At 59.1% G+C, this 22304-nt stretch carries 19 protein-coding genes; 16 read left to right on the plus strand and 3 right to left on the minus strand.

Going from position 1 to position 22304, the window contains the following annotated elements; genetic code table 11:
* The first annotated feature begins 43 nt into the window (after positions 1-43).
* Positions 44-2404, plus strand: coding sequence for a membrane-bound PQQ-dependent dehydrogenase, glucose/quinate/shikimate family (locus tag C1N60_RS10040; protein WP_394520784.1), 2361 nt, complete (start codon positions 44-46; stop codon positions 2402-2404).
* A gap of 59 nt (positions 2405-2463) precedes the next feature.
* Here C1N60_RS10040 and C1N60_RS10045 read toward each other — a convergent pair whose 3' ends face one another.
* Positions 2464-3930: a catalase gene (locus C1N60_RS10045; RefSeq protein ID WP_058774652.1), complete on the minus strand. Its 1467-nt coding sequence runs from the start codon at positions 3928-3930 to the stop codon at positions 2464-2466.
* A 477-nt stretch (positions 3931-4407) separates the two neighbouring features.
* Here C1N60_RS10045 and C1N60_RS10050 point away from each other — a divergent pair, with 477 nt between their 5' ends.
* The 3 genes from C1N60_RS10050 to C1N60_RS10060 all read left to right on the plus strand — a co-directional run bounded on the left by C1N60_RS10050 (position 4408) and on the right by C1N60_RS10060 (position 7458).
* On the plus strand, positions 4408-5829 hold the full coding sequence (locus C1N60_RS10050) for a carbohydrate porin (RefSeq protein ID WP_394521748.1): 1422 nt from the start codon (positions 4408-4410) through the stop codon (positions 5827-5829).
* 166 nt (positions 5830-5995) lie between these two features.
* Entirely contained in the window at positions 5996-6673 is a 678-nt protein-coding gene (locus C1N60_RS10055) for a glutamate racemase (protein ID WP_394520785.1), read from the plus strand.
* An 80-nt stretch (positions 6674-6753) separates the two neighbouring features.
* A complete protein-coding gene (locus tag C1N60_RS10060; protein WP_058774654.1) occupies positions 6754-7458 on the plus strand; it encodes a pirin family protein in 705 nt (234 codons plus the stop codon).
* A gap of 116 nt (positions 7459-7574) precedes the next feature.
* Here C1N60_RS10060 and C1N60_RS10065 read toward each other — a convergent pair whose 3' ends face one another.
* A complete protein-coding gene (locus tag C1N60_RS10065) occupies positions 7575-8033 on the minus strand; it encodes an RpiB/LacA/LacB family sugar-phosphate isomerase (protein ID WP_021506001.1) in 459 nt (152 codons plus the stop codon).
* A gap of 433 nt (positions 8034-8466) precedes the next feature.
* On the opposite strand from C1N60_RS10065, the gene C1N60_RS10070 reads away from it, so the two are divergent.
* From C1N60_RS10070 to C1N60_RS10120, 11 genes are all read left to right on the plus strand, one after another.
* Entirely contained in the window at positions 8467-9801 is a 1335-nt protein-coding gene (locus C1N60_RS10070) for an MFS transporter (protein WP_394520786.1), read from the plus strand.
* Between the two features lies 1 nt (position 9802).
* A complete protein-coding gene (locus tag C1N60_RS10075) occupies positions 9803-11548 on the plus strand; it encodes a dihydroxyacetone kinase family protein (RefSeq protein ID WP_182688953.1) in 1746 nt (581 codons plus the stop codon).
* 2 nt (positions 11549-11550) lie between these two features.
* Positions 11551-12327 carry a triose-phosphate isomerase family protein gene (locus C1N60_RS10080; RefSeq protein ID WP_394520787.1) on the plus strand — a complete coding sequence of 259 codons (777 nt, stop codon included), beginning with the start codon at positions 11551-11553 and terminating at the stop codon, positions 12325-12327.
* On the plus strand, positions 12324-13142 hold the full coding sequence (locus C1N60_RS10085) for a sugar phosphate isomerase/epimerase family protein (RefSeq protein ID WP_166710170.1): 819 nt from the start codon (positions 12324-12326) through the stop codon (positions 13140-13142). Before C1N60_RS10080 ends, C1N60_RS10085 begins: the two co-directional genes overlap by 4 nt.
* The gene (locus C1N60_RS10090) at positions 13139-13996 is read left to right on the plus strand and encodes a phosphogluconate dehydrogenase C-terminal domain-containing protein (RefSeq protein WP_394520788.1); all 858 of its coding nucleotides are present in this window, start codon (positions 13139-13141) and stop codon (positions 13994-13996) included. Before C1N60_RS10085 ends, C1N60_RS10090 begins: the two co-directional genes overlap by 4 nt.
* Positions 13997-14104: 108 nt before the next feature.
* A complete protein-coding gene (locus C1N60_RS10095) occupies positions 14105-15070 on the plus strand; it encodes a sugar-binding transcriptional regulator (RefSeq protein WP_021506007.1) in 966 nt (321 codons plus the stop codon).
* A gap of 156 nt (positions 15071-15226) precedes the next feature.
* Positions 15227-16330 carry an ABC transporter ATP-binding protein gene (locus tag C1N60_RS10100; protein WP_288442995.1) on the plus strand — a complete coding sequence of 368 codons (1104 nt, stop codon included), beginning with the start codon at positions 15227-15229 and terminating at the stop codon, positions 16328-16330.
* A gap of 27 nt (positions 16331-16357) precedes the next feature.
* Complete coding sequence (locus C1N60_RS10105) at positions 16358-17635, plus strand: ABC transporter substrate-binding protein (protein WP_394520789.1); 1278 nt, start codon at positions 16358-16360, stop codon at positions 17633-17635.
* A 10-nt stretch (positions 17636-17645) separates the two neighbouring features.
* Complete coding sequence (locus tag C1N60_RS10110; RefSeq protein WP_141495423.1) at positions 17646-18557, plus strand: carbohydrate ABC transporter permease; 912 nt, start codon at positions 17646-17648, stop codon at positions 18555-18557.
* A complete protein-coding gene (locus C1N60_RS10115; protein ID WP_058758579.1) occupies positions 18554-19372 on the plus strand; it encodes a carbohydrate ABC transporter permease in 819 nt (272 codons plus the stop codon). The genes C1N60_RS10110 and C1N60_RS10115 overlap by 4 nt, the downstream gene beginning before the upstream one ends.
* A 12-nt stretch (positions 19373-19384) precedes the next feature.
* Positions 19385-20329, plus strand: coding sequence for a metallophosphoesterase (locus tag C1N60_RS10120; RefSeq protein WP_394520790.1), 945 nt, complete (start codon positions 19385-19387; stop codon positions 20327-20329).
* Here the strand turns inward: C1N60_RS10120 and C1N60_RS10125 are convergent.
* Positions 20313-20981: an MmcQ/YjbR family DNA-binding protein gene (locus tag C1N60_RS10125; RefSeq protein WP_211724431.1), complete on the minus strand. Its 669-nt coding sequence runs from the start codon at positions 20979-20981 to the stop codon at positions 20313-20315. The two genes, C1N60_RS10120 and C1N60_RS10125, sit on opposite strands and share 17 nt — an antisense overlap.
* A 228-nt stretch (positions 20982-21209) precedes the next feature.
* Between C1N60_RS10125 and rluF the strand changes: the two genes are divergently transcribed.
* On the plus strand, positions 21210-22091 hold the full coding sequence (rluF, locus tag C1N60_RS10130) for a 23S rRNA pseudouridine(2604) synthase RluF (protein ID WP_021506014.1): 882 nt from the start codon (positions 21210-21212) through the stop codon (positions 22089-22091).
* The last annotated feature ends 213 nt before the right edge of the window (positions 22092-22304 follow it).

Raw genomic sequence — 22304 nt, forward strand, 5'->3', positions numbered from 1 at the left:
TTGGTTTGGGGTGGTTAATAATGATGAGCGTTGAGGGATTCGCATGATAAACAAACTGACCAGTCTCGTGCTGGCAATTCTGGGTGTTGCGCTGCTCTATATGGGCGGCAAGCTGCTGCTGATGGGCGGCAGCGCATTTTACGCATTGATGGCGGTGGGATTACTGATCACCGCCATTTTACTGTTCCGCAATCAGCGCAGCGCGCTGACCCTGTATGCGGTGCTGATGTGGATCACGCTGGCATGGATGATCTGGGAAGTCGGCTTCGACAAGTGGCAGTGGATCCCGCGCGGCGATCTGTTTGGCGTGATCGGCCTGTGGCTGGCGATGCCGTGGGTGGTCAAACCGCTGTATCAGGGACAGCGTCGCTTCCACGGCCTGCTCGGCAGCACGGTGGCCATCATGATTGTACTGGTGATTGGATTGTGCTTTTACGATCCGCTGCCGCAGGCCGGCACCATCACCAATGCGCGTGAACAAAACAGCGAGCAGGGCGCGAGCGCTGACTGGACCGCCTACGGCGGCACCGCCGACGGCCTGCGTTTCTCCGCCCTGAATCAGATCACCAAAGAGAACGTGCGCAATCTCGAAGTGGCCTGGACCTATCACACCGGCGATCTGCGTCAGGATAACGATGCCACCGAATACACCTTCGAAGCCACGCCGCTGAAAGCCAACGGCATGCTCTATTTCTGTACGCCGCACAATGAGGTCCACGCGCTCGATCCGCAGAGTGGTGCGGTGAAGTGGAAATACACGCCGGCGAAAGATCGTTCTTATCTGCAGCAGCATCAGACCTGCCGTGGCGTCAGCTATTACGCGGGCGCACCGGCTGCCGCACAGGACACGGCGGCGACGCCGGCGATGTGCCGCAAGCGCATCTTTAACGCCACCACTGACGCCCGGCTGATTGCGCTGGATGCCGACAGCGGCAAACCGTGCGCCGATTTTGGCAACAACGGAGTGGTGGATCTGCATGCCAATATGGGTGAGGTTCGTCCACACGCGTTGATGCAGACCGCCGCGCCGCTGGTCGCGGGCAATCTGGTGATTGTCGGCGGCTCGGTTATGGATAACGGCTTCAACAGCGGTAACCCCTCTGGCGTAATTCGCGCCTATGATGTGCAAAGTGGTCGTCTGGTGTGGAACTTTGATCCGGCTAATCCGCAAAATACCGCGCCGATAGCTGCTGGCCAGACCTATCCGCAGGATACGCCGGTGGCCTGGGGTACGCTGAGCGCTGACCTGAAAAACGGCCTGGTGTATGTGCCGTTTGGCAACGCCTCGCCGGATGAACTGGGCATCGAGCGCGATGCCAATAGCAATACAGAGAAATTCCGTGATGCGTTAGTGGCGCTCGATCTGCAGACCGGTGCATTCAAATGGCGCTATCAGAGCTCCCATCACGATCTGTGGGACCGCGATAATCCGTCACAGCCATCGCTGGTCGATATCGATTATCAGGGCCAGAAACAGCCGGTGGTGATCCTGCCGACCAAAACCGGCAATCTGTTTGTGCTCAATCGCCTGACCGGCCAGCCGGTTTATCCGGTTAACGACGTGAAGGTTTCGACGGAAGGCGGCGTGCCGGGCGAGAAATTCGCCGCCACCCAGCCGGTATCCAGCCTGAACTTTATTCCGCAGCCGCTGACTGAGAAGTCAATGTGGGGCATCACGCCGTTTGATCAAATGGCCTGCCGTATGGATTTCCGCAGCCTGCGCTATGACGGCAATCCGTGGACGCCAGCCACAGAAGGCGGCTCGCTGGTGTTCCCGGGCAATATCGGGGTGTTTAACTGGGGATCGGTGGCGGTTGATCCGCAACGTCAGATGCTGATTGCCGCACCGGTGCGCCTCGCCTACAAATACAACCTGATCAAGCGTACGCCCGCCACGGCGACGGAGCGCCTGTTCACCAAAGATGGCCAGCCTTACTGGAACGAAAACTTCCACGGTGATTACGCCATCCACATCCAGCAGCTGGCCTCCGGTCTGGGCATTCCGTGCATTGCACCGCCGTGGGGCCGCATGGTCGGCGTGGATTTGAAAACCGGTAAAACCGAATGGCTGCGTCGCGTTGGCACCACGAAAAACCTGAAAACCAGCTTCCTGCCGGGCCGCTTCCCGATTGGCTTCCCGATGGGCATGGTGGCGCACGGCGGGCCACTGCTGACGGCCGGCGATCTGGTGTTCCACGGTGCCACCGCAGACAACTTCATTCGTGCCTATGACAGCACCACCGGCGAACTGCTGTGGCAGCAGGAGCTTAGCGCCGGCGCGCAGGCGACGCCATCCACTTACATGGGCAGCGACGGTAAGCAGTACGTGGTGATTGCCGCAGGCGGTCACGGTTCGCTCGGCACCAAAGCCGGCGACAGCGTGGTGGCGTTCCGTCTGAAATAATCCTGTCGATGCAAAAAAGGCGCCCGCGGGCGCCTTTTCTATTTTTATAAATCAGCTCATTAACGCTTGGCGCGCTCGGTTTGTACCCGCTGGGCAATGCGGTCGCCAATCGTCTGGTCGATGTTGCGCCAGTACTCAAACGCGCGCGACAGCACCGGCTCCTCCACGCCGTTGAGCAGATGACCGCTGACGTTATTCACCAGACGATCACGTGCCGCCTCATCCAGCACTTTATTGACCAGCGTATTGGCCTGGCCAAAGTCATCATCATCCTGACGCAGCGTGTAGGGCGCGCGCACCATGTTGCCATGCGCTTCCCAGGTGGAATCCGTCGGGTAGCGCTCGCCGTCCGCCGCCGGACCGCCTTTCGAGTTCGGCGCGTAGACCGGATCGCTGACCGGATTGATGCGCATCGCGCCATCCTTGCTGTAGCTGTGCACCGGTGCCTGCGGGGCGTTGACCGGAATCTGCTTGTAGTTAACGCCCAGACGGGCGCGGTGAGCATCGGCATAGGCAAACACCCGGCCAATCAGCATCTTATCCGGGCTCAGCCCGATGCCGGGTACCAGGTTGTTTGGTTCAAACGCCGCCTGTTCAATCTGCGCGTGGTTGTCGGTCGGGTTGCGGTTCAGCATCAGTTTGCCGACTTTAATCAGTGGATAATCGCTGTGTGGCCAGACCTTAGTCAGATCAAACGGGTTGAAGCGGTAGGTTTCCGCCTCGGCAAACGGCATGATCTGCATGTACAGCGTCCAGCTGGGGAAATCACCATTTTTGATGGCGCTGAACAGATCGCGCGTATGGTAATCGCCGTCCTGGCCGGCCAGCAGATCGGCGTTATCCTGCGTCAGGAACTCCACACCCTGATCGGTTTTGAAGTGGTATTTAACCCAGAATTTTTCCCCGGCGGCGTTAACCCACATATAGGTGTGGCTGGAGTAACCGTTCATGTGGCGCCAGCTTTTCGGAATGCCGCGGTCGCCCATCAGCCAGGTCACCTGGTGCGCCGACTCTGGCGACAGCGTCCAGAAATCCCACTGCATATCGTTATCGCGCAGATTGTTGTCGGCACGGCGCTTCTGCGAGCGGATAAAGTGCTGGAATTTCATCGGGTCGCGGATAAAGAACACCGGCGTGTTATTGCCCACCATGTCGTAGTTGCCTTCGCTGGTGTAAAACTTGATCGCGAAGCCGCGCGGATCGCGCCAGGTGTCCGGGCTGCCACGCTCGCCGGCCACGGTGGAGAAGCGCATCACCACATCGGTTTTGGTGCCGGGCTGAAATACCGCCGCTTTGGTGTAGCGGCTGACATCTTCTGTCACCTGAAAATAGCCAAATGCACCGCTGCCTTTGGCGTGCGGTTGACGCTCTGGAATACGTTCGCGGTTGAAGTTAGCCATCTGCTCAATCAGGTAGTGATCGTGCAGCATCAGCGGGCCGTCAGGACCGACGGACAAAGAATGTTCGTCGCTGGCTACCGGAATGCCAGCATCCGTGGTGGTCGGCTTGCGATCGTCATTGCTCATAATATCTCCAGCTTTTGTAAGGATAATCCAACCACTAAGCGTAGCAGCGAGGCGCAGGCTTGCCCGAATAATTGCGCCGTCTCATCTGGTTGCCGCATTAAGCGATGCGGCACAGCTCGCAAATTTGCTTTTTATTTCTGCTGCAGGCTAAGCAGATTTTCCGTGCCGGAAAAAGCGCCATTCTGCGAATGGGATCGGAAAAGAAAAATTAATTCACCCGTCTTTTAAGACAGGTCGCAAAGGATTTTTCCATTTAGGTAAAAACAGACCTTGAATTAATCAATCATTTTATAACTTCATGTAAAATATCACTTTTTAATTTAATGATATTGATCAAAAAGAACCACAATCCGCTTATTTATGCTCTCGCTGCGTCAAAGGCAATCCCGTTGTAATTAATGAATGGACATAATAAGAGAGATAAATATGGTGATGCATAAGGCTAAAACCGCGCGCCTGGCGCTGGCTATCGCGGGGATGATGGTGGGTGGCAGTGCAGCGGCACAGTCATTAACGCTGGAGCAGCGTCTGGCCCAGTTGGAAGAGAAAATCGCGCGCGATGAGCAGCAGCAAAAGGAGGCGAGTGCCGGAACAACCAACACGTTCCGCTTTTCCGGCTACGCCCGTTCCGGCCTGCTGATTAATGATAAAGGGCGCGGTGGACGTGCCGGACCTGCTATTTCGCCTGCCAGTTCGATCGGCGGCGATGCGCATATTGGCCGGTTAGGGAATGAAAAGGATCACTACATCGAGCTGGGCTTTCATAATCAAACCCGGTTCAGTAATGGTTCGTGGGCCAATTTCAAAGCGCTGCTGGCAGATGGCTCATCCAGTCCGGACCCGTGGGTGCAGAATAACGACAACAACCTGAATATCCGCCAGGTGTATGTCGAGATGGGGGATCTGCCCAGCTTTGGGGGCGCCGCGCAACATGCCTCACTGTGGGCGGGCAAACGCTTTGACGGCGACAATTTTGATCTGCACTTCACCGATACCGATATCGTCTTTCTTGGCGGCACCGGCGGCGGCATCAGCAACCTGCAATGGAACGAGCAATGGCGCAGCGATTTCTCCATTTATGGCCGCAGTTTTGGCGACCTGGGCAGCAGCCGCTACGACGATAACAACGTGCAAAACCTGCTGCTGACCTCTAACCAGTTTTACGGTAACTGGCAGTGGATGCTGACCGGCATGAGCGCAAACGGCAACGACGAGCTGAAAGGGCGCGCATCGACCACCGGCAGCTATGCGCTGCGCAGTGACGATACGGCAAAGCACGGCGTGTTTACCATGCTGGCCTGGCACGATAAAAACCGCTTCTACGGGCTGGCACCGGGCAGCAGCACTCACGCCTTTCAATGGGGGAAAGGGCTGGGCGCAGAAACCCGGCAGATCGGTGGCGACGGCGACTTAACGCGCAACGCCAGCGCGCTGCGACTGGCCACCTTTGGCGTGATGCCACTGAGCGATCGCTGGTCAGTGGCCCCATCGCTGCTGGCGCAGCACAGCGAGGATCGCTACCGCAAAGGCGATCGCTATGACTGGGCAACCATCAACCTGCGCGCCTCCCAGGCGATTACGGAAAACTTTGCGCTGCAATATGAGGCGTCGTGGCTGTATATGGACCTCAAACCCAATGGCCGCAGCTATCAGGATGGCGGCAGCATCGCGACGTACAACGCGGTGAAGGGCGATGTATATAAGCTGACCTTTGCGCCAACGTTTAAAGTCGGCAACATCAACGACATGCTGGTGCGGCCGGAGATTCGCCTGTTCGCGACCTGGATGAACTGGTCTAAAGCGCTGGACAACTATGCGCTGAACGATGATTTCGGCAGCGCGGGCTTTACCGCTGGCGGTAGCTGGAACTTTGGCGTACAGGCAGAAGTGTGGTTCTGAGATCGCACTTCACGCTGACTGGCTGAAGGAAGGTTGCACGGTGTGAGGCGTTGAAACGGCCTCGCACCGCATCCGGCGAAACCTGCCAGCCAGCGGTAAAGCTGCATTCCGTCACCGATTATGGCTATAGTGCAACGTACTGAACCTGAAGCGATAAGGAATCGTTGTGACCATTGCCTGCCTGCATACCGCCGCCAGTAATATTGCTATTTTTGATGACGCCGCGCAGTCGCTCGGCATTCCGCCTCAGCAAATCAGCCATCTGGTGATGCCACATCTGCTGGCAGAAGCAGAGCTCAGCGGTGGCATGACGCCGGTCCAGCAGCAGCGTCTGGAGCAGCTGTTACTCAGCCTGACGCCGTGGTTCGACGCGATACTGATTACCTGCTCTACCTTAGGTGCCGCCGCAGACAGCTTTCGCGATCCACAACAGCGCTGTGCGGTTTATCGCACTGACCGTATGCTGGCGGACGAAGTGCATCGCCGTGGCGCACCCGCGCTGGTGCTGTGTGCCGCAGAGTCTACGCTGCACAGTACGCGCCAGCTGTTTTGCCCGGAGAGTCTGGCACCTGACCAGCGTCCGCAAGTCAGGCTTATCCCGGATGCCTGGGCCGCATTCAAAGCTGGCCGGCTGGACGACTATTACACGCTGATCGCCGATGCCGTCGCTCAGGGACAGCAGCAGGGCGCGGTTCAGGTGGCGTTAGCGCAGGTGTCAATGGCCGGCGCCGCGTCGCGTTTTCCTGTGCCACAGCGGCCACTCACCAGCCCGCACCTGGCGCTCAGCTTCGTACTGCAGCGGACTAAAGGCGCGGACGAAGGTCATTCAAAACCACTGATTTAAGCCAACAAAAAGCCCTACTGTTACGCAATTTTGCAGCCTTTATGATGGTCATCAGAACCTGATTTTTGAGGAAGCCACTGATGAACGTGATTAAAGCGCAGCGTGACCAGCTGTTTGAATACGGTCCCTTTACCATTCGCCGGCAGCGGCCGGGAGAACAACTGGGCGCGCTGGCGATTGTCGACCAGATGACGCTGAAGCCCGGCGCGGTGGTACCGATGCGCCGTCATCAGGATGATGAAATTTTCAGCTATGTCTGGCGCGGCTCGGTGCAGTACCGGCGCGAGGAGGGAGAGACTCTCGCCCTCAACGGCAAACGCGCACTGCTGGTGAACGCGGGCAGTGGGGTACGTCATGAAGAGTCAGCACCGCTGATTGAAAGCGAAATGCTGCAGGCGTACATCCGCCCGGCATCCGGCGGCGGTGAAGGGCAGGTGCAGAGTGTGTACCGGGCAGAAGGGGCGGCACTTAACCAGTGGACGCTGCTGGCCGGTCCGCAGCACAGCGCGGCACCTTTGACGCTGCGTCAGGCCGTTTACATCTATGACGTCAGGCTGGATCGTGGCGCACAGATCGAGGTGCCGCATTTGCCGGGTTATGCCAGCTGGGTCACGGTGCTGGAGGGCATTGCACGCACCGGGGATGTGCGGCTGCAAAAAGGCGATGCGGTGAGCGATAGCGCTGCCTTGCCGGCTATCCACGGTGAACGCGACGCCCTGCTGGTCGCCTTTCTGGTGCAGCAGGATGCGCCTGCGGTGCTGAGCGGTACGCTAAGCGGCAGTTAAAACACCGGCTATGACACGGCTGGCACGCACCAAAGTGGCCAGTCGTGTCAGCGTGCCGCTGGCGATGTCACGCACTCAGGCGCTGCCGGCTCTGCAACTCAGCGCCCGATAACCTCTTATTTCGCGTGTGACACCTGTTCGTAGTAACCGATCTTCTCCACTTTGGCGGTCGAACCGCCCCCTTCAAACTCGGATGCCAGCCAGGCGTTAACGATGTTTTTCGCCAGCTCCGGCCCGATTACGCGTGAGCCCATGGTCATGATCTGGGCATTATTACTTTTGCGCGCGCGCTCGGCGGAGAAGGTGTCATGACACTGCGCGGCGCGCACGCCTTCCACTTTATTGGCAACAATCGCGACGCCAATGCCGGTGCCACACAGCAAAATGCCGCGCTCAAACTGCTTTTGCTGCACCGCCGTAGCGAGCGCAAACGCCACGTCCGGATACATCGGGCGGTCATTTTGCGCGTCGTTACTGTAATCAGTTACCTGATAATCCTGCTCTTCCAGCAGCTTTTTAATGATGTTTTTCAAATCGATAGCCGCATCATCGGCACCAATAGCGATAGTTTTCATCACGTCTCTCCAGTGATACAGGGTCTGACACCTGCACATATGTTCGTCAGGTGATTAGATGTTCACTGACAGCCTGCCACAAAATCAAACATATGTTCAATACATGTTCATATGATTTAGAGATCGGCCACGCAAAATCTCGCGCACCCCTTGATGTAACGATCGAGCAGCGCCGCTCTGCTGCGAAAAATCCTGAAAATGTCGCTGAAATCAAATCTCATGCGCACTGTCACACTTTCGCCAACTGCGCTTGAGGAGTGAGCAAATATCCGTGTAGTGTTCATTTGTTCGCATGACCCTATCCATGTACAAGAAGACCCATTGAGGACTCGAACATGTGTCATTTGCTTCTTACCTCGCATTTTGTCTGTCGCCAGCGCCGGTTTTGCGCCTGGCCAACACCGTCTCACTGCGCACGTTTCGGAGGTGCGTTATGAATCAGTCTGCTGTCAGCGCGGTTGAGCAGACCGCAATCCGCAAAATCTCCTGGCGCCTGGTACCGTTTGTGGCGCTGATGTTCTTTATCAACTTCCTCGATCGCACCGCCATTTCCTTTGCCGGCCCAAACGGCATGACGCAGGACCTTGGCCTCAGTGCGCTGCAGTTTGGTCTCGCCTCCGGCATCTTCTTTATTGGTTACATCCTGCTGGAAGTGCCCAGCAACCTGGCGCTGCATAAGTTCGGCGCGCGGCGCTGGCTGGCGCGCATCATGATCAGCTGGGGCATCGTCTCGCTGCTGTTTACCTGGGTCAGCAGTGTCGAAGGGCTGTATACGCTGCGCCTGCTGCTGGGAATTGCCGAGGCCGGTTTCTTCCCGGGCGCCATCCTTTATCTCAGCCTGTGGGTACCGGCGCGCCACCGCAGCAAAATTTTGTCGCTGTTCTACCTGGCGCAGCCGCTGACAGTGGTGTTTGGCGCACCGCTGGCTGCCTCGCTGATTGAGCAGCACGGCCTGTTTGGTCTTGAAGGCTGGCGCGTGATGTTCATGGGCGTATCGCTGCCGGCGATCCTCATCGGGATTGTGGCGCTGTTCTGGCTGGTGGACTCGCCGCGTCAGGCGAAGTGGCTGAATGACGACGAGAAAAACTGGCTGATAGCCGAACTGGAGGCGGAACATCAGCACAAGCAGGGCCAGCACCCGCACAGCGTGCGTTCGGTGATGGGCAACAGCCGCGTGTGGATGCTGTGCCTGATCTACTTCGGCTTTATTTACGGCCTGTACGCGCTGGCGTTCTTCCTGCCGACCATTATCGCCGGCTTCCAGCAGCAGTTTGGCACCACCTTCAATGTGATGCAGAAAGGGCTGATCACCGGCGTGCCGTACCTGATCGCCGCCGTCGTGATGTTTTTCTGGTCGCGGGATGCCGCGCGGCGCGGCTGTAAAACCTGGCACATCGCGATTCCTGCGGTCGCGGGCGGCCTCAGCGTACCGCTGGCGCTCTACATGGATTCACCGTTTACCACCATCCTGGTGATCGCCGTAACGGCCAGCGCCATCTTCGCCGCGTTGCCCAATTTCTGGACGCTGCCGACGCAGTTCCTGACCGGCGCATCGGCAGCGGCGGCGATTGCGCTGATTAACACCCTGGGCAACGTGGCGGGTTTCTCCGCCGGTTACATCACCGGCGCACTGCATGATGTCACTCACAGTTATGTGTTACCGATGTTCGTGGTCGGCGGTTTTATGCTGCTCTCCGCTGTATTGATGCTGTTCCTCAATCGCCGTCGCGCGCAGCCTCTGCCAGCCTCATTTGTACAGGAGCAATAACATGACGTACCTGTTTAACCAGCCATCCGCGTTTGCCGCGGAACTGATCGAAGGCTTTGTGGCCGCCAACGCCGATAAAGTACGCCAGGTGAGCGGTGGCGTGGTGCGCAGCACGCGCAGCCAGCCGGATACCGTGGCGGTGATTGTCGGTGGCGGTTCCGGTCACTATCCCGCCTTTGCCGGATTGGTCGGCCAGGGCCTGGCGCACGGGGCGGCAATGGGCAATCTGTTCGCTTCGCCGTCGGCGCAGCAAATCTACAACGTCGCGCGCGCGGCGCATAACGGCGCGGGTGTGCTGTTGCTGTTTGGAAACTATGCCGGTGACGTGCTGCATTTTGGTCAGGCGTGCGAGCGGCTGCGCGCTGAAGGTATTGCCTGTGAGGTGCTGGCGGTAACGGATGATGTGTCCAGCGCCAGCCACGATGAGCGTCTGAAGCGACGCGGCGTCGCCGGCGATCTGTGTGTGTTTAAAGTGGCGGCGGCCGCGGCAGAAGCGGGTGACGATCTGGCTACGGTGCTGAAAAAAGCGCAACACGCCAACGATCGCACCCGCACCTTCGGTGTGGCCTTTTCCGGCTGTACGCTGCCGGGCGCTTCACATCCGCTGTTTGAGGTAGAGAAAGGGCGCATGGCGCTCGGGCTGGGCATCCACGGTGAGCCGGGCATTAGCGAAACGGCGGTGCCGCGCGCCGACGAGCTGGCAGAAATCTTTGTCGACCGGCTGCTGAGTGAGCGGCCAGCGGATGTGGCGCAGGTGGCGGGACAGCGCGTGGCGGTAATCCTCAACGGTCTCGGTTCAGTCAAGTATGAAGAGCTGTTTGTGGTGTATCGCCGCATCGCCCAGCTGCTGTCGGCGGCGCAGTTGCAGGTGGTGGAGCCGGATGTCGGCGAATTCGTCACCAGTTTTAACATGGCAGGCGTCTCGCTGACGCTGATGTGGCTCGATGATGAACTGGAAACGCTGTGGCGCGCGCCGGCCAATACGCCGGCCTACCGCAAAGGCAGCGTCCTGATTGCCGAACCGCTCAGCGCCGCCGAGTGCGAAGAGATCCGTGAAGAGACGTTACCGCAGGCCAGCACCGCATCACAACACAGCGCCCGGCGCGTTCTTGAGCTGCTGGAAGCGGTGGCGGTGATGATTCAGCGTCATGCTGGCCAGCTGGGCGACATTGATGCGGTCGCGGGCGACGGCGATCACGGCATTGGTATGGAGCGCGGCGTACTCGGCGCAGTGGAAAAGGCGCGTGAGGTGGCCGCGCGTGGCGCCGGCGCTGGCAGTCTGCTGTGTCGCGCCGCCGATGCCTGGGCGGATAAAGCGGGCGGCACGTCCGGAGCCCTGTGGGGCGTGGCACTGACCGCGCTCGGCACCGCACTGGGCGACAGCGCGGCAGCGGATGCACCACGCGTCGCTGCCGGCGTCCGGGATGCCAAAGAGGGCATTATGCACTTCGGCAAAGCGCGCGTCGGTGATAAAACCATGGTTGACGTGCTGGTTCCGTTTAGCGACACGCTGAGCGCTGCGGTCGCGCAGGGCGCATCACTCACCGAAGCCTGGTTACGTGCGGCAGCGGTGGCGGAGCAGGCCGCGCAGGCCACCGCGCAGCTGGTACCGAAAGTGGGGCGTGCACGGCCGCTGGCAGAAAAAAGCGTTGGCACGCCGGACGCCGGTGCGGTTTCACTGGCGATGATCGTCAACACCGTTGGCAATCTGTTAAAAGAACACAGTGCATCTGAACAGGGAGCGTAATTATGGCTCAGCCTAAAATCTGGCTTGGCGTCAGCCTGAAAATGTATTTCGGCTATCAGCAAACGCTGGCGTGGTGTCGCGAGGTTGCGACGCTGGCGCGGCATCCGGCGGTGCAGCGCGGTGACGTCGGGCTGTTTGTGCTGCCTGCCTATCCGGCCATCCCGGCGGTGCGGGAGATTTTTGCCGGCACGCCGGTGCGCGTCGGTGCGCAGGACGTGTGTCAGGCGGAAAACGGCGCCTGGACCGGTGAGGTCAGCGCCAGCATGCTGCAGGAGCTGGGGTGCTCACTGGCAGAGATCGGTCACGCCGAACGCCGTCGCCATTTTCATGAAGATAAAACGCAGATTGCCGCCAAAGTGGCGATGGCGCTGCGTTATCGCCTGACCCCGGTGCTGTGCATCGGTGAACCGCAGCAGGGCACGCCTGAGCAGGCGATTGCGCTGTGTCAGCAGCAGCTGCAGGAGGCGCTGGCGGAGGCCGCGCAACAGGCGCTCAGCGGTGAGGTGTTGTTTGCTTACGAACCGCAGTGGGCCATTGGCGCACCGCAGCCGGCGCCGGACAGCTACATCCGCGCGGTGTGCAGCGGGCTACAGCAGCTGACGACGCCAGACGGCATCACGCTGCGGGTGATTTACGGCGGCAGCGCCGGGCCGGGTCTGATTCAGCGCCTCGGCGGCGACGTCAACGGCCTGTTCCTCGGCCGCTTTGCCCACGATCCGCAGGCGCTGGCGCAAATCGTGCAGGAAGCCAGTGAGCTGGCTGAGGAGCTGCCGTCATGAGCCGCATTGGACTTAGTACCTATGCGTTTTTCTGGCGCATGTCGCCTCAGGTACCACAGCCGCTCACGCTGGCGCAGATGCTGCAGCACACCGCCGATCTCGACGTGTCAGTATTCCAGATCTGCGACTACCCGGCGATTGAGCAGTGGTCAGATGACCAGCTGCTGGCGCTGCGTCAGCAGGCGGATGCACTTGGCATCACGCTGGAGCTGGGCACGCGCGGTCTGGGCAGCGCGCACCTGCGCCGCTATCTGCACATCGCCGCTATTCTCGACGCGCGCGTGGTGCGCTCAATGTTCAACACCGCCGATCACCGGCCATCGCTGGATGAAGCGGCCAATCTGATTGCTGCCGTGCTGCCGGATTTTGCCCGCCAGCAGGTGCGGCTGTGCCTGGAAACCTACGAGCAGGTCAGCAGCGCGGCGATGATGTCGGTGATCAACCGCTTTCTCTCACCGTGGCTGTGCGTGTGTCTCGATCCGGCCAACTGCGTCGCCGGACTGGAGCTGCAGGAGCAGGTGATCGCCAATACCGCTGCGCGCGTCGGCAATCTGCACATCAAAGATTTCGCCTTTACCCGCCGTGCCGGCTGGGTCGGTTTTACCCTGGCCGGCTGTCCGATGGGCGAAGGGAAGCTGGATTATGACCGGCTGATCGCCAGCGTGCGGCCAGCCGATCGCGACATCAACCAAATCATCGAACACTGGTTGCCGTGGCAGGACGATGCCGCGCAGACCTGCGCGCGGGAAGCCGAATGGACCCGCCGCGCCGTTGAATTCCTACGCAGTAAACAAGATCAGGAGTCGTTAACATGAGCAAGGCATTGAAAACCATCACCGTGATCGGCGCAGGCGGCAAAATGGGCATGCGTATTTCCGCTAATTTGCAGCACAGCGCTTATCAGGTGTTTTACTGCGAGAATTCACCGCAGGCGCAGCAGCAGGTGACTGCACAGGGACGCGAGCTGTCGGATGCCGCGTCGGTGGTGCCGCTGAGTGACGTGGTGATCCTCGCCGTGCCGGATATCGTACTGGGCAAAGTCTCGCAAAGCGTGGTGCCACAAATGCAAAGCGGTGCAGTGCTGCTGACGCTCGATCCGGCCGCGGCCTACGCCAACCTGATCGCCCAGCGTGACGGCATTGAATACGCGGTCGCGCACCCGTGCCATCCGTCGGTATTTCTGGCCCGCTACACCAAAGAGGAGCACGCCGATGCGTTTGGTGGCGTCGCTGCCGTTCAGCACGTCGCGGCAGCCTGGGAAAGCGGCAGCGCTGAACAGAAGGCAGAGCTGAGTAAGGTAATCAGCGTGATGTACGGCCCGGTTGATCAGGTGCACTGGATCACGGTGACGCAACTGGCGTATCTGGAGCCGACGCTGGTCGAAACCGTCGCCTGCATGGTCGGTGCCTTCATGAAAGAGGCGCTGGATGAAACGGTGAAACACAGCGGCGTCCCGGAAGAGGCAGCGAAGGCCATGCTGTACGGCCATATTCAGATTGCGCTGGCGGTGGCTTTCCGCGCCACCAACCCGTTCTCGGACGCCTGCATGATCGCCATGGAGTATGGCCGCGAGAAGATCATCAAGCCGGACTGGAAACAGATCTTCGATCAGCAAGAGCTGGATAAGGTTATTGCCCGCATGCTGAAAATTGACGCCATTCAGCGTTAAGCGTGACAGCAGCGGCGACTCGCGGCGTTGCTGGCTGGCGAAGCGAGTCGCATCAATGATATAACTCCCTGCTGAGCACTCCGCACGACGATACAAGACAGGTAACGGATGGAAAAAAACACGCTTTCTCAGGACTCCGAGCTGCTGACGGAAATTGCCGTCGCCTACTATCAGGACGAAATCACCCAGGAGGAGATTGCGCGTAAGTTTGGGATTTCCCGTATCAAGGTGGGGCGACTGCTGAAACGCGCGCGTGAAGAGGGCATCGTCGAGATCAATGTGCGCTACCATCCGGTGTTCAGTACGCGGCTGGAACAGCAGTTGCAGACGCGCTTTCCCCATCTGCAGCGCGCGCTGATTGCCCTCGATTCACCAGACAGCGACGAGCAGCGGCGTCAGGTGGCGGCGCTGGTGTCGGCGCATCTCGCGCAGTCGCTGAAAGACAACGCTATTGTCGCCGTGGGCCAGGGGCGCAACGTGGCGGCCGTCGCCGATTATCCCGGTCAGGTGCCGACGCGCAACTGCCTGTTTATCAGCGGCATCGGCGGCACCCATCGTCCGGGGGATGCCATCAACGCGGACCACATCAGCCGCCGGCTGGCCAAAAAGTTTGGCGGCATCAGCGAAACCCTGTACGCCCCGGCTTACGTCGAAAACCGGGCGCTGCGCGACGCCTTCATGCAAAACGGCACCATCAAAGAGACGCTCGACCGCGCGCGGAAAGCGGATGTGGCACTGGTGGGCATCGGTGACATGAACGAAAACAGCTATATGGTGAAGCTCGGCTGGTTCACACCACATGAGATCATTGATGCCAGCGTCAATCAGGGCGTGACCGGTGATGTGGCCGGCTATGATTTTTTTAATGCCCAGGGCCAGCACGTGGATACGGTGATGAACGACCGGGTAATTGGCCTGAGTATCGACGAGCTGCGTAAAATTCCCTGCGTGATTGCCATTGCCGCTGAAAACACCAAAGCCATGGCGATCCTCGGCGCGCTGCGCACCGGCGCTATCGATATCATTGCCACCACGGCGCAGAACATCCGCACCATTCTGAGCATGTCGCAGTAACGCATAAACGCCTGCCCGGCGCGGCCTGCGGGCGTGCCGGGTGAGGGGGATGCTGCGCCAGGTCGCCGTCCATCACCCAACCGTCACGTCAGCGCCATAAATCTTTCATCCGCCTCAGCTAGCTTACCGCCATTCTGATTTCAGGACTGCGGATGCATGAGCCATCTCTCGCTGCAACACATCACCAAAACCTGGGGCGATAAAATCGCGCTGCAGGATATCAGCTTCGACGTGGCGCAAGGCAGTTTCGTCGCACTGCTGGGGCCTTCAGGCTGCGGTAAATCGACGCTGTTGCGCACCCTCGCCGGGCTGGAAACGGCCGACAGCGGCCGCATTTATTTCAATCACACCGACGTCACGCCTCTGCCACCGGCGCAGCGCAAGCTTTCGATGGTGTTTCAGTCTTACGCGCTGTTTCCTCACCTGAGCGTGCGGGAGAATCTGCTGTTTGGCCTGAAGGCGCGCGGTGAAGATAAGCAACAGTTTGCCGCCCGGCTGGCGCAGGTCAGCGCACTGCTTGAGCTGGAACCGCTGCTGGCGCGCCTGCCTTCACAGCTCTCCGGCGGCCAGCAGCAGCGCGTGGCGCTGGGCAGGGCGGTGATCGCCAACAATACGCTGTGCCTGATGGATGAGCCGTTATCCAACCTGGATGCCAAACTGCGCCAGAGCATGCGGCGCGAAATCCGCGCGCTGCAAAAGCAGCTCGGGCTGACCATGTTGTACGTCACCCACGATCAGACCGAAGCGATGAGCATGGCCGATCACATCATTCTGCTCAACGATGGCCGCATTGAGCAGCACGGCACGCCAGACCAGCTCTACAACCAGCCGGCGAGCTGTTTTGCCGCGCAGTTTATTGGCGCACCGCCAATGAATATCCTGCCACTGCACAGCAAAGGCGCGCATCACTACCTCAGCCATCTCAGCACACCGCTCCTGACCTATGCCGGCGAAACGGCGCTGAGTCTGGGCCTGCGCGCGGAGGATATCCAGCTGGTCGCCCCGCAGCAGGCCGCGCTGAGTGCGCGGGTAGTGAGCTACGAATACATGGGCGCGGATACGCTGCTGGTCTGTCGGTTGCCCGGCATCACGGAATCACTGACCGTCAAAGTGCCCGGCCTGCAGCGCTTCACGGATGACAGCCTGGTCGGCCTGCAGTGGTCCACCAGCCGGCAATACCTGTTTTCCACCACCTCCGGCCAGCGCTGTGTCGCTGCCGAACACCCGATGTTGCTCGCTGAGAAAAAATACGCTGTTTAACCGTTGTCGTTTATTCAAGGGAAAATCATGTCTGCGATCCGTTTCTCGCCTCTGGCTTGTGTCGTTATGCTGTGTGCCTCCGCGTCGGTGTTTGCTGCTGAGCCGGTGAAGTTACAGATGTACTACCCGATTGCGGTCGGCGGTAAAGTCAGCCACACCGTGGAAGCCCTGGTGGCGGATTTTGAAAAACAGTACCCAGAGATCAGCATTCAGCCGGTCTACACCGGCGATTACGCCACCACCGTGACCAAAGCGCTGACGGCGTTTCGCGGCGGTAACGCACCGCAGCTGGCGGTGATGGGAGATATTGAAGCCTGGTCGCTGATGGATGCCGGTGCCATCGTCGCCGCCAGCGATTTAGCCACGGGTGAAGAGGGCAAACAGTGGATCGACAGCTTCTATCCGGCCTTTCTGCGTCGCATTGAGGGCAAAGTGTGGGGCGTGCCATTTCAGCGCTCAACCGTGGTGATGTACTGGAACAAACAGGCATTTGAGAAAGCCGGTCTCGATCCGAATACACCGCCCGCCACCTGGCAGCAGGTGGTGGCATTCAGCAAAAAGCTGACGCTGAAACAGGCCAGCGGCGTCAGCCAGTGGGGCATTGAGATCCCTTCCACGCCGAACGGCTACTGGAATTTCCAGGGGCTGGCAGCCACCAATGGCGGACGGCTGGATAACGGTAAGGGCAACGCCGTGTATTTCAACACGCCGGGCAACGTGGAAACCCTGCAGTGGCTGACCGATCTCGGCCAGAAAGAGGAAGTGTCGCCGAAGGGTGCGATTGCCTGGGGCACCACGCCGCAGGACTTTATCAGTGGTAAAACGGCCATGATGGTCACTACCACCGGTAACCTGACCAACGTGCGTGACAACGCGACCTTCCCGTTTGGCGTCGCCATGCTGCCGGAGAAAACCCAGCGCGGCAGCCCGACCGGTGGCGGCAACCTCTACGTGTTCAAAAGCGCCTCACCGGCGCAGCAGCAGGCGGCGATGCGCTTCATCCGCTGGGTCACCGCACCGGAACAGGCCGCGCGCTGGAGTATCGCTACCGGCTATGTCGCCACCTCGCCGGCAGCGTGGGACACGGCGGCAATGAAAGCCTATGTGCAGCAGGTGCCTCAGGCACTGGTGGCGCGTGAGCAGCTGAAATATGCCCAGCCGGAACTCTCGACCTACAACAGCGTGCAGATTCAGGACACGCTCAATCACGCCATTGAAGCAGCGGTGACGCAGAGCAAAACCCCGGCCCAGGCGCTGGCCGATGCGCAGAAACAGGCTGACCGCCTGCTGAAAAACTATCAGTGACGGCCGCGTGATGAGTTCATTCTCTGGCAGCGCCGCCACGCTGCGCCCGCGCGGGTGGACACTGCAGCTCAGCGGCTATTTGCTGCTGCTGCCCGCGCTCAGCTTCCTGCTGCTGTTTACTCATTATCCGGCGCTGGCCACGCTGTGGCAGAGCCTGTTCAGCGCCGCGCGCGCTTCGCATCCGGCCCATTTTGTCGGGCTGGATAACTATCGCGCGCTGCTGGATGACGACATTTTTATGCAGTCGCTGTGGAATAACCTGCTGTATGCGCTGATCACCATTCCGCTGGCGGTGACGCTGGCGCTGCTGATGGCGCTGGCGGTCAATCGTCGGCTGCGCGGCAACGCACTGGTGCGTGCGGCCTTCTTCATTCCGTCGCTGCTGCCGATGATCGCCATCGCCAATCTGTGGCTGTTTTTCTACACGCCGCAGCTTGGCATCCTGAATAGCCTGCTGGCATGGTTTTCGCTACCGGCGGTCAACTGGCTCGGCGAGCCAGATACCACGCTGTACTGCCTGATGGCGGTTTCGGTATGGCGCGAGGCGGGCTTTTTCATGATCTTTTATCTCGCCGCCCTGCAGCAGATCGATCCGCGCCTCAGCGAAGCCGCCGCCATTGAAGGCGCATCGCGCGGTTACTTTTTCCGCCGCGTGCAGTGGCCGCTGCTGTTGCCAACCACGTTGTTTGTGCTGATCAACGCCTCGATGAACGCCTTCCGCATTGTCGATCAGGTGATTGCCATGACCAACGGCGGCCCGAACAACAGCAGTAGCCTGCTGCTGTTTTATATCTATCGTACCGCATTCAGTTTCTGGGACATGCCAGCCGCGTCGGCCATGACGGTGGTGCTGCTGGTGATCCTCGGATCGATTGCGTTGATCAAATTTCATCTGCTGGATAAGCGAGCCCATTATCAATGAAAGCTGCATCCTCTCCGGGCGGTTTTGCGCTCAACCTGCTGATTTGGCTGGCCGCGCTGCTGTGGAGCCTGCCGATGCTGGTGGCGCTGTGGATTGCCATTCATCCGGCCGCAGGCCAGGGGCACTTTTCGCTGCTGACGCCGCTGACGCTGGAGAACTTCATCAATGCCTGGCACGCGGCACCGTTTGCCCGCTACTTCCTCAATACCACGCTGCTGGTGCTGATGATTGTGGTGGTCCAGCTGGTGCTGGCCACGCTGGCCGCTTATGCACTGGTGCGGTTCCGCCTGAAATTTTCCGGTTTCCTCTTCGCGCTGATTCTGCTGCAGCTGATGATCAGCCCGGATGTGCTGATTCTGAATAATTACCGCACCATCAGCGCGCTCGGGCTACGCGATACCCTGACCGGCATTGCGCTGCCGTACTTTGCCTCGGCGTTCGCCATCTTTCTGCTGCGGCAGACGTTCAAAAGCATTCCGCTGGTGCTGGAAGAGGCGGCAACCGTTGAGGGGGCCAGCCGGTTTTACATTCTGCGCCACATCTACATTCCGCTAGCAAAGCCAATCTATGTGGCGTTCGCTCTGGTATCGATCAGCTTCCACTGGAACGATTTTCTCTGGCCGCTGGTGATCACCGACTCGGTTCAGGTGCGTCCGTTAACCGTCGGGCTGCAGCTGTTTTCTGCGCCGGAGCAGGGCGTGCAGTGGGCGCTGATTGGGGCAGCAACGCTGATGACCACCTTGCCGTTGCTGCTGCTGTTTTTGCTGTTCCAGCGGCAGTTTATTCAGTCATTCATGCGTGCCGGTATTCGCTAAGGAGAGCCAGAGATGGGATATGCCCATGCGCTAACCGCAGCGCAACACCAGCGGCTGGGTGATGTCGCTGAGCTGTATCAGTTACCGGATTTACGCGCGGCACCGCTCGACGGCACGCTGCGCTTCGGGCTGCTGGCCGATCCGCAATATGCTGACGTTGAGGCGGATGTCGCGGCGAATCTCTACTATCGTCATGCGCTGCATAAGCTGCCGCAGGCGATAACCGCGCTCAATCAGCAGCCGCTGGATTTTGTCGTTACGCTCGGCGATCTGGTGGATCGCCACTGGGCCAGCTATGCCACGCTGCTGCCGCTCTACGATCGGCTACTCCATCCGCATGCCGTGGTGCTGGGGAATCACGACGCCCAGACCATCGCGCAGCACCTCGATGACGCGCTGCCGCTGCCAAAAAGTTACTATGCCTTTCAGCTGCCGGGCTGGCGTTTTATTGTCTACGACGGCAACGATATCAGCCTGTACTGCAATCAACACAACGGCGACGATCGCCAGCGCGCGGCCGCACTGCTGGCTGATTTACAGGCGCGCCAGCAACCGCAGGCGCAGCCGTGGAATGGCGCGGTCGGTGCGACGCAGCTGGCATGGCTGGAAACGCAGCTTATTGAGGCCCGCGCCTGCGGCCAGCAGGTAGTGGTGTTCGGGCATTATCCGCTGGCACCGGGCTACAGCCACAGTCTGCTCAACGGTGCGCAGCTGGCAGAGCTGTTCTGCCGCTATGACGTGCGCGCCTGTTTTGCCGGCCACGATCACCGTGGCGGCTATCACCGCCGTGCGGATACCGTGTTTATAACCCTGCAGGGGATGCTGGATGGCCCGTCGCGCGTGCCCTTTGCGGTGGTGGAACTGACGGGCGAGACGTTGCGGCTGAGCGGATGGGGCGGCGAAATCAGCCGCGAAGAGGTATACGGTGCCGCGCCGATGGCTAGCCGGCCAGGTTAAAACTGTTGTCAATGCGCAACAAAACCTCGGCCGTCGGGACTGATCCATCCAGACACAGGGTGACCCAATGCTTTTTGTTCATATGGTAGCCCGGGAAATAAACCTCGCCATCGACCAGCGAAGCGATCGTCTGCGGCGAGACTTTAATATTGACGATTTCAATCAGGCTATCATCCGGTCGGCCCAGCTTGCTGCTGTGAATCATCAACAGCGCGCCGAACCACTTTTGATTATCGTTGCGGCGAAAGATGGCGTTTTCAGGAAAGCGCGGCCATAAGAATTCCAGCTCAGTCTGATACTGCTGTTTCAGGTGCTGAACAATCGCATCGGCCTGCGCTGTTTTGAAATGCTTCTGCGGGAAACATTTTTCTGCGATATCCAGCAAGATAGCGTCATGTTCTTCACGAACCTGCCCCACAAAGGCACCGGTGGCAGAAGTAATACGGTGAAGAATGTAATCTTCTCCTGTGACTTTATCGATAATGGTGGCGGCAATGTCACCCTGAGTAGTGATGTTAACCTGCAGGGTGAACTGCTTATTCATCACATCACAGCGGTAGCCGTAATCCTGCCCGTCCTTGCGGAAACCGTAAGCCAGCAGCTTTTTCACATTCATTTCCCGGCTGACGAAAAGATGATTTACGTTGTACATTTTCATGCCTGGTTAACGGTGAGATGTTCACAATATCCGGAGTTTGCTCAGGGGCGAGCGGGCTATTTTAACCGACAGGAGGGATTTTTATGTGCCATAAATCGCTATGGCACCCGGTACCGCTTTTTCGCCCTATCACACCGCAAAGCACAACCGCCACCGGACGCTCAACCCAGCCTTACGCAACGCGCGCACATGCTGTATAGTCCGTTTTTTTTCGGAGGAACCATGCTGCCCAACTCATCCACGCGCCTGAATAAATACATCAGCGAGAGCGGAATCTGCTCGCGCCGTGACGCCGATCGTTACATCGAACAAGGCAACGTTTTCATTAACGGCAAACGCGCCAGCGTCGGTGCGCAGGTGTTCGCCGGGGATGAGGTCAAAGTCAACGGGCGGCTGATTGAACCGCGCAACGAAGACGATCTGGTATTAATCGCCCTCAACAAGCCGGTGGGCATTGTCACCACCATGGAAGAGGGCGAGCGTGACAACATTGGTGACTTCGTCAACCACAGCAAGCGCGTGTTCCCGATTGGCCGGCTGGATAAAGACTCGCAGGGGCTGATTTTCCTCACCAATCACGGCGATCTGGTGAATAAAATCCTGCGCGCCGGTAACAATCACGAAAAAGAGTACGTGGTCACGGTGGATAAGCCGATCACCGATGAGTTTATTGCCGGCATGGCGGCGGGCGTACCGATGCTCGGCACAGTGACGAAAAAATGCAAAGTGAAGCGGGAGTCGACCTTTGTATTTCGTATTATCCTGGTGCAGGGACTGAACCGGCAGATTCGCCGCATGGCCAAACACTTTGGCTATGAAGTGACGAAGCTGGAGCGCACGCGGATCATGAACGTGAGCCTGAAAGGTATCCCGCTCGGTGAGTGGCGCGATCTGACGGACGATGAACTGATCGACCTGTTTAAGCTGATTGAGGATTCGTCGTCAGAAGATCAAAAAACGCAGCAGGCACAGGCGAAGAAGAAAGCGGCGACGCCCGCCGCGAAAAAACCGGCCGTCAGCGCACCGAAACAGAGTGACAAAGCGGGTCAGGGCGCGAACCGCAAGCGCTTTACCCAGCCGGGACGCAAGAAAAAAGGGCGTTAAAATCACACCCGCGGCGCCCGCGACCATCACGTATCTTTAGCGCCGCACGCCTTCATTCCAGCCACGTTTTTATTATTTATAACCGGGCGTCAGAATATCTGCGCCCGGTCATGCTTTTTCACGCAATCAATATGCAAATCCGCTGCATATCCAAAGGAGAAAATGGCATTAGGGATAAATAGTGACTGTGATAATTTTCAGCTATACGCCGAA

Source organism: Pantoea sp. SGAir0184, assembly GCF_043544755.1.

Coding starts and splice junctions, on each gene's coding strand:
- C1N60_RS10090 (WP_394520788.1), top strand. CDS start 13,139: ATGAGCAAGGCATTGAAAACCATCACCGTGATCGGCGCAGGCGGCAAA.
- C1N60_RS10125 (WP_211724431.1), bottom strand. CDS start 20,981: ATGTACAACGTAAATCATCTTTTCGTCAGCCGGGAAATGAATGTGAAA.
- C1N60_RS10075 (WP_182688953.1), top strand. CDS start 9,803: ATGACGTACCTGTTTAACCAGCCATCCGCGTTTGCCGCGGAACTGATC.
- C1N60_RS10045 (WP_058774652.1), bottom strand. CDS start 3,930: ATGAGCAATGACGATCGCAAGCCGACCACCACGGATGCTGGCATTCCG.
- C1N60_RS10060 (WP_058774654.1), top strand. CDS start 6,754: ATGAACGTGATTAAAGCGCAGCGTGACCAGCTGTTTGAATACGGTCCC.
- C1N60_RS10070 (WP_394520786.1), top strand. CDS start 8,467: ATGAATCAGTCTGCTGTCAGCGCGGTTGAGCAGACCGCAATCCGCAAA.
- C1N60_RS10065 (WP_021506001.1), bottom strand. CDS start 8,033: ATGAAAACTATCGCTATTGGTGCCGATGATGCGGCTATCGATTTGAAA.
- C1N60_RS10120 (WP_394520790.1), top strand. CDS start 19,385: ATGGGATATGCCCATGCGCTAACCGCAGCGCAACACCAGCGGCTGGGT.
- rluF (WP_021506014.1), top strand. CDS start 21,210: ATGCTGCCCAACTCATCCACGCGCCTGAATAAATACATCAGCGAGAGC.
- C1N60_RS10115 (WP_058758579.1), top strand. CDS start 18,554: ATGAAAGCTGCATCCTCTCCGGGCGGTTTTGCGCTCAACCTGCTGATT.
- C1N60_RS10110 (WP_141495423.1), top strand. CDS start 17,646: ATGAGTTCATTCTCTGGCAGCGCCGCCACGCTGCGCCCGCGCGGGTGG.
- C1N60_RS10085 (WP_166710170.1), top strand. CDS start 12,324: ATGAGCCGCATTGGACTTAGTACCTATGCGTTTTTCTGGCGCATGTCG.
- C1N60_RS10095 (WP_021506007.1), top strand. CDS start 14,105: ATGGAAAAAAACACGCTTTCTCAGGACTCCGAGCTGCTGACGGAAATT.
- C1N60_RS10050 (WP_394521748.1), top strand. CDS start 4,408: ATGATGGTGGGTGGCAGTGCAGCGGCACAGTCATTAACGCTGGAGCAG.
- C1N60_RS10040 (WP_394520784.1), top strand. CDS start 44: ATGATAAACAAACTGACCAGTCTCGTGCTGGCAATTCTGGGTGTTGCG.
- C1N60_RS10100 (WP_288442995.1), top strand. CDS start 15,227: ATGAGCCATCTCTCGCTGCAACACATCACCAAAACCTGGGGCGATAAA.
- C1N60_RS10105 (WP_394520789.1), top strand. CDS start 16,358: ATGTCTGCGATCCGTTTCTCGCCTCTGGCTTGTGTCGTTATGCTGTGT.
- C1N60_RS10080 (WP_394520787.1), top strand. CDS start 11,551: ATGGCTCAGCCTAAAATCTGGCTTGGCGTCAGCCTGAAAATGTATTTC.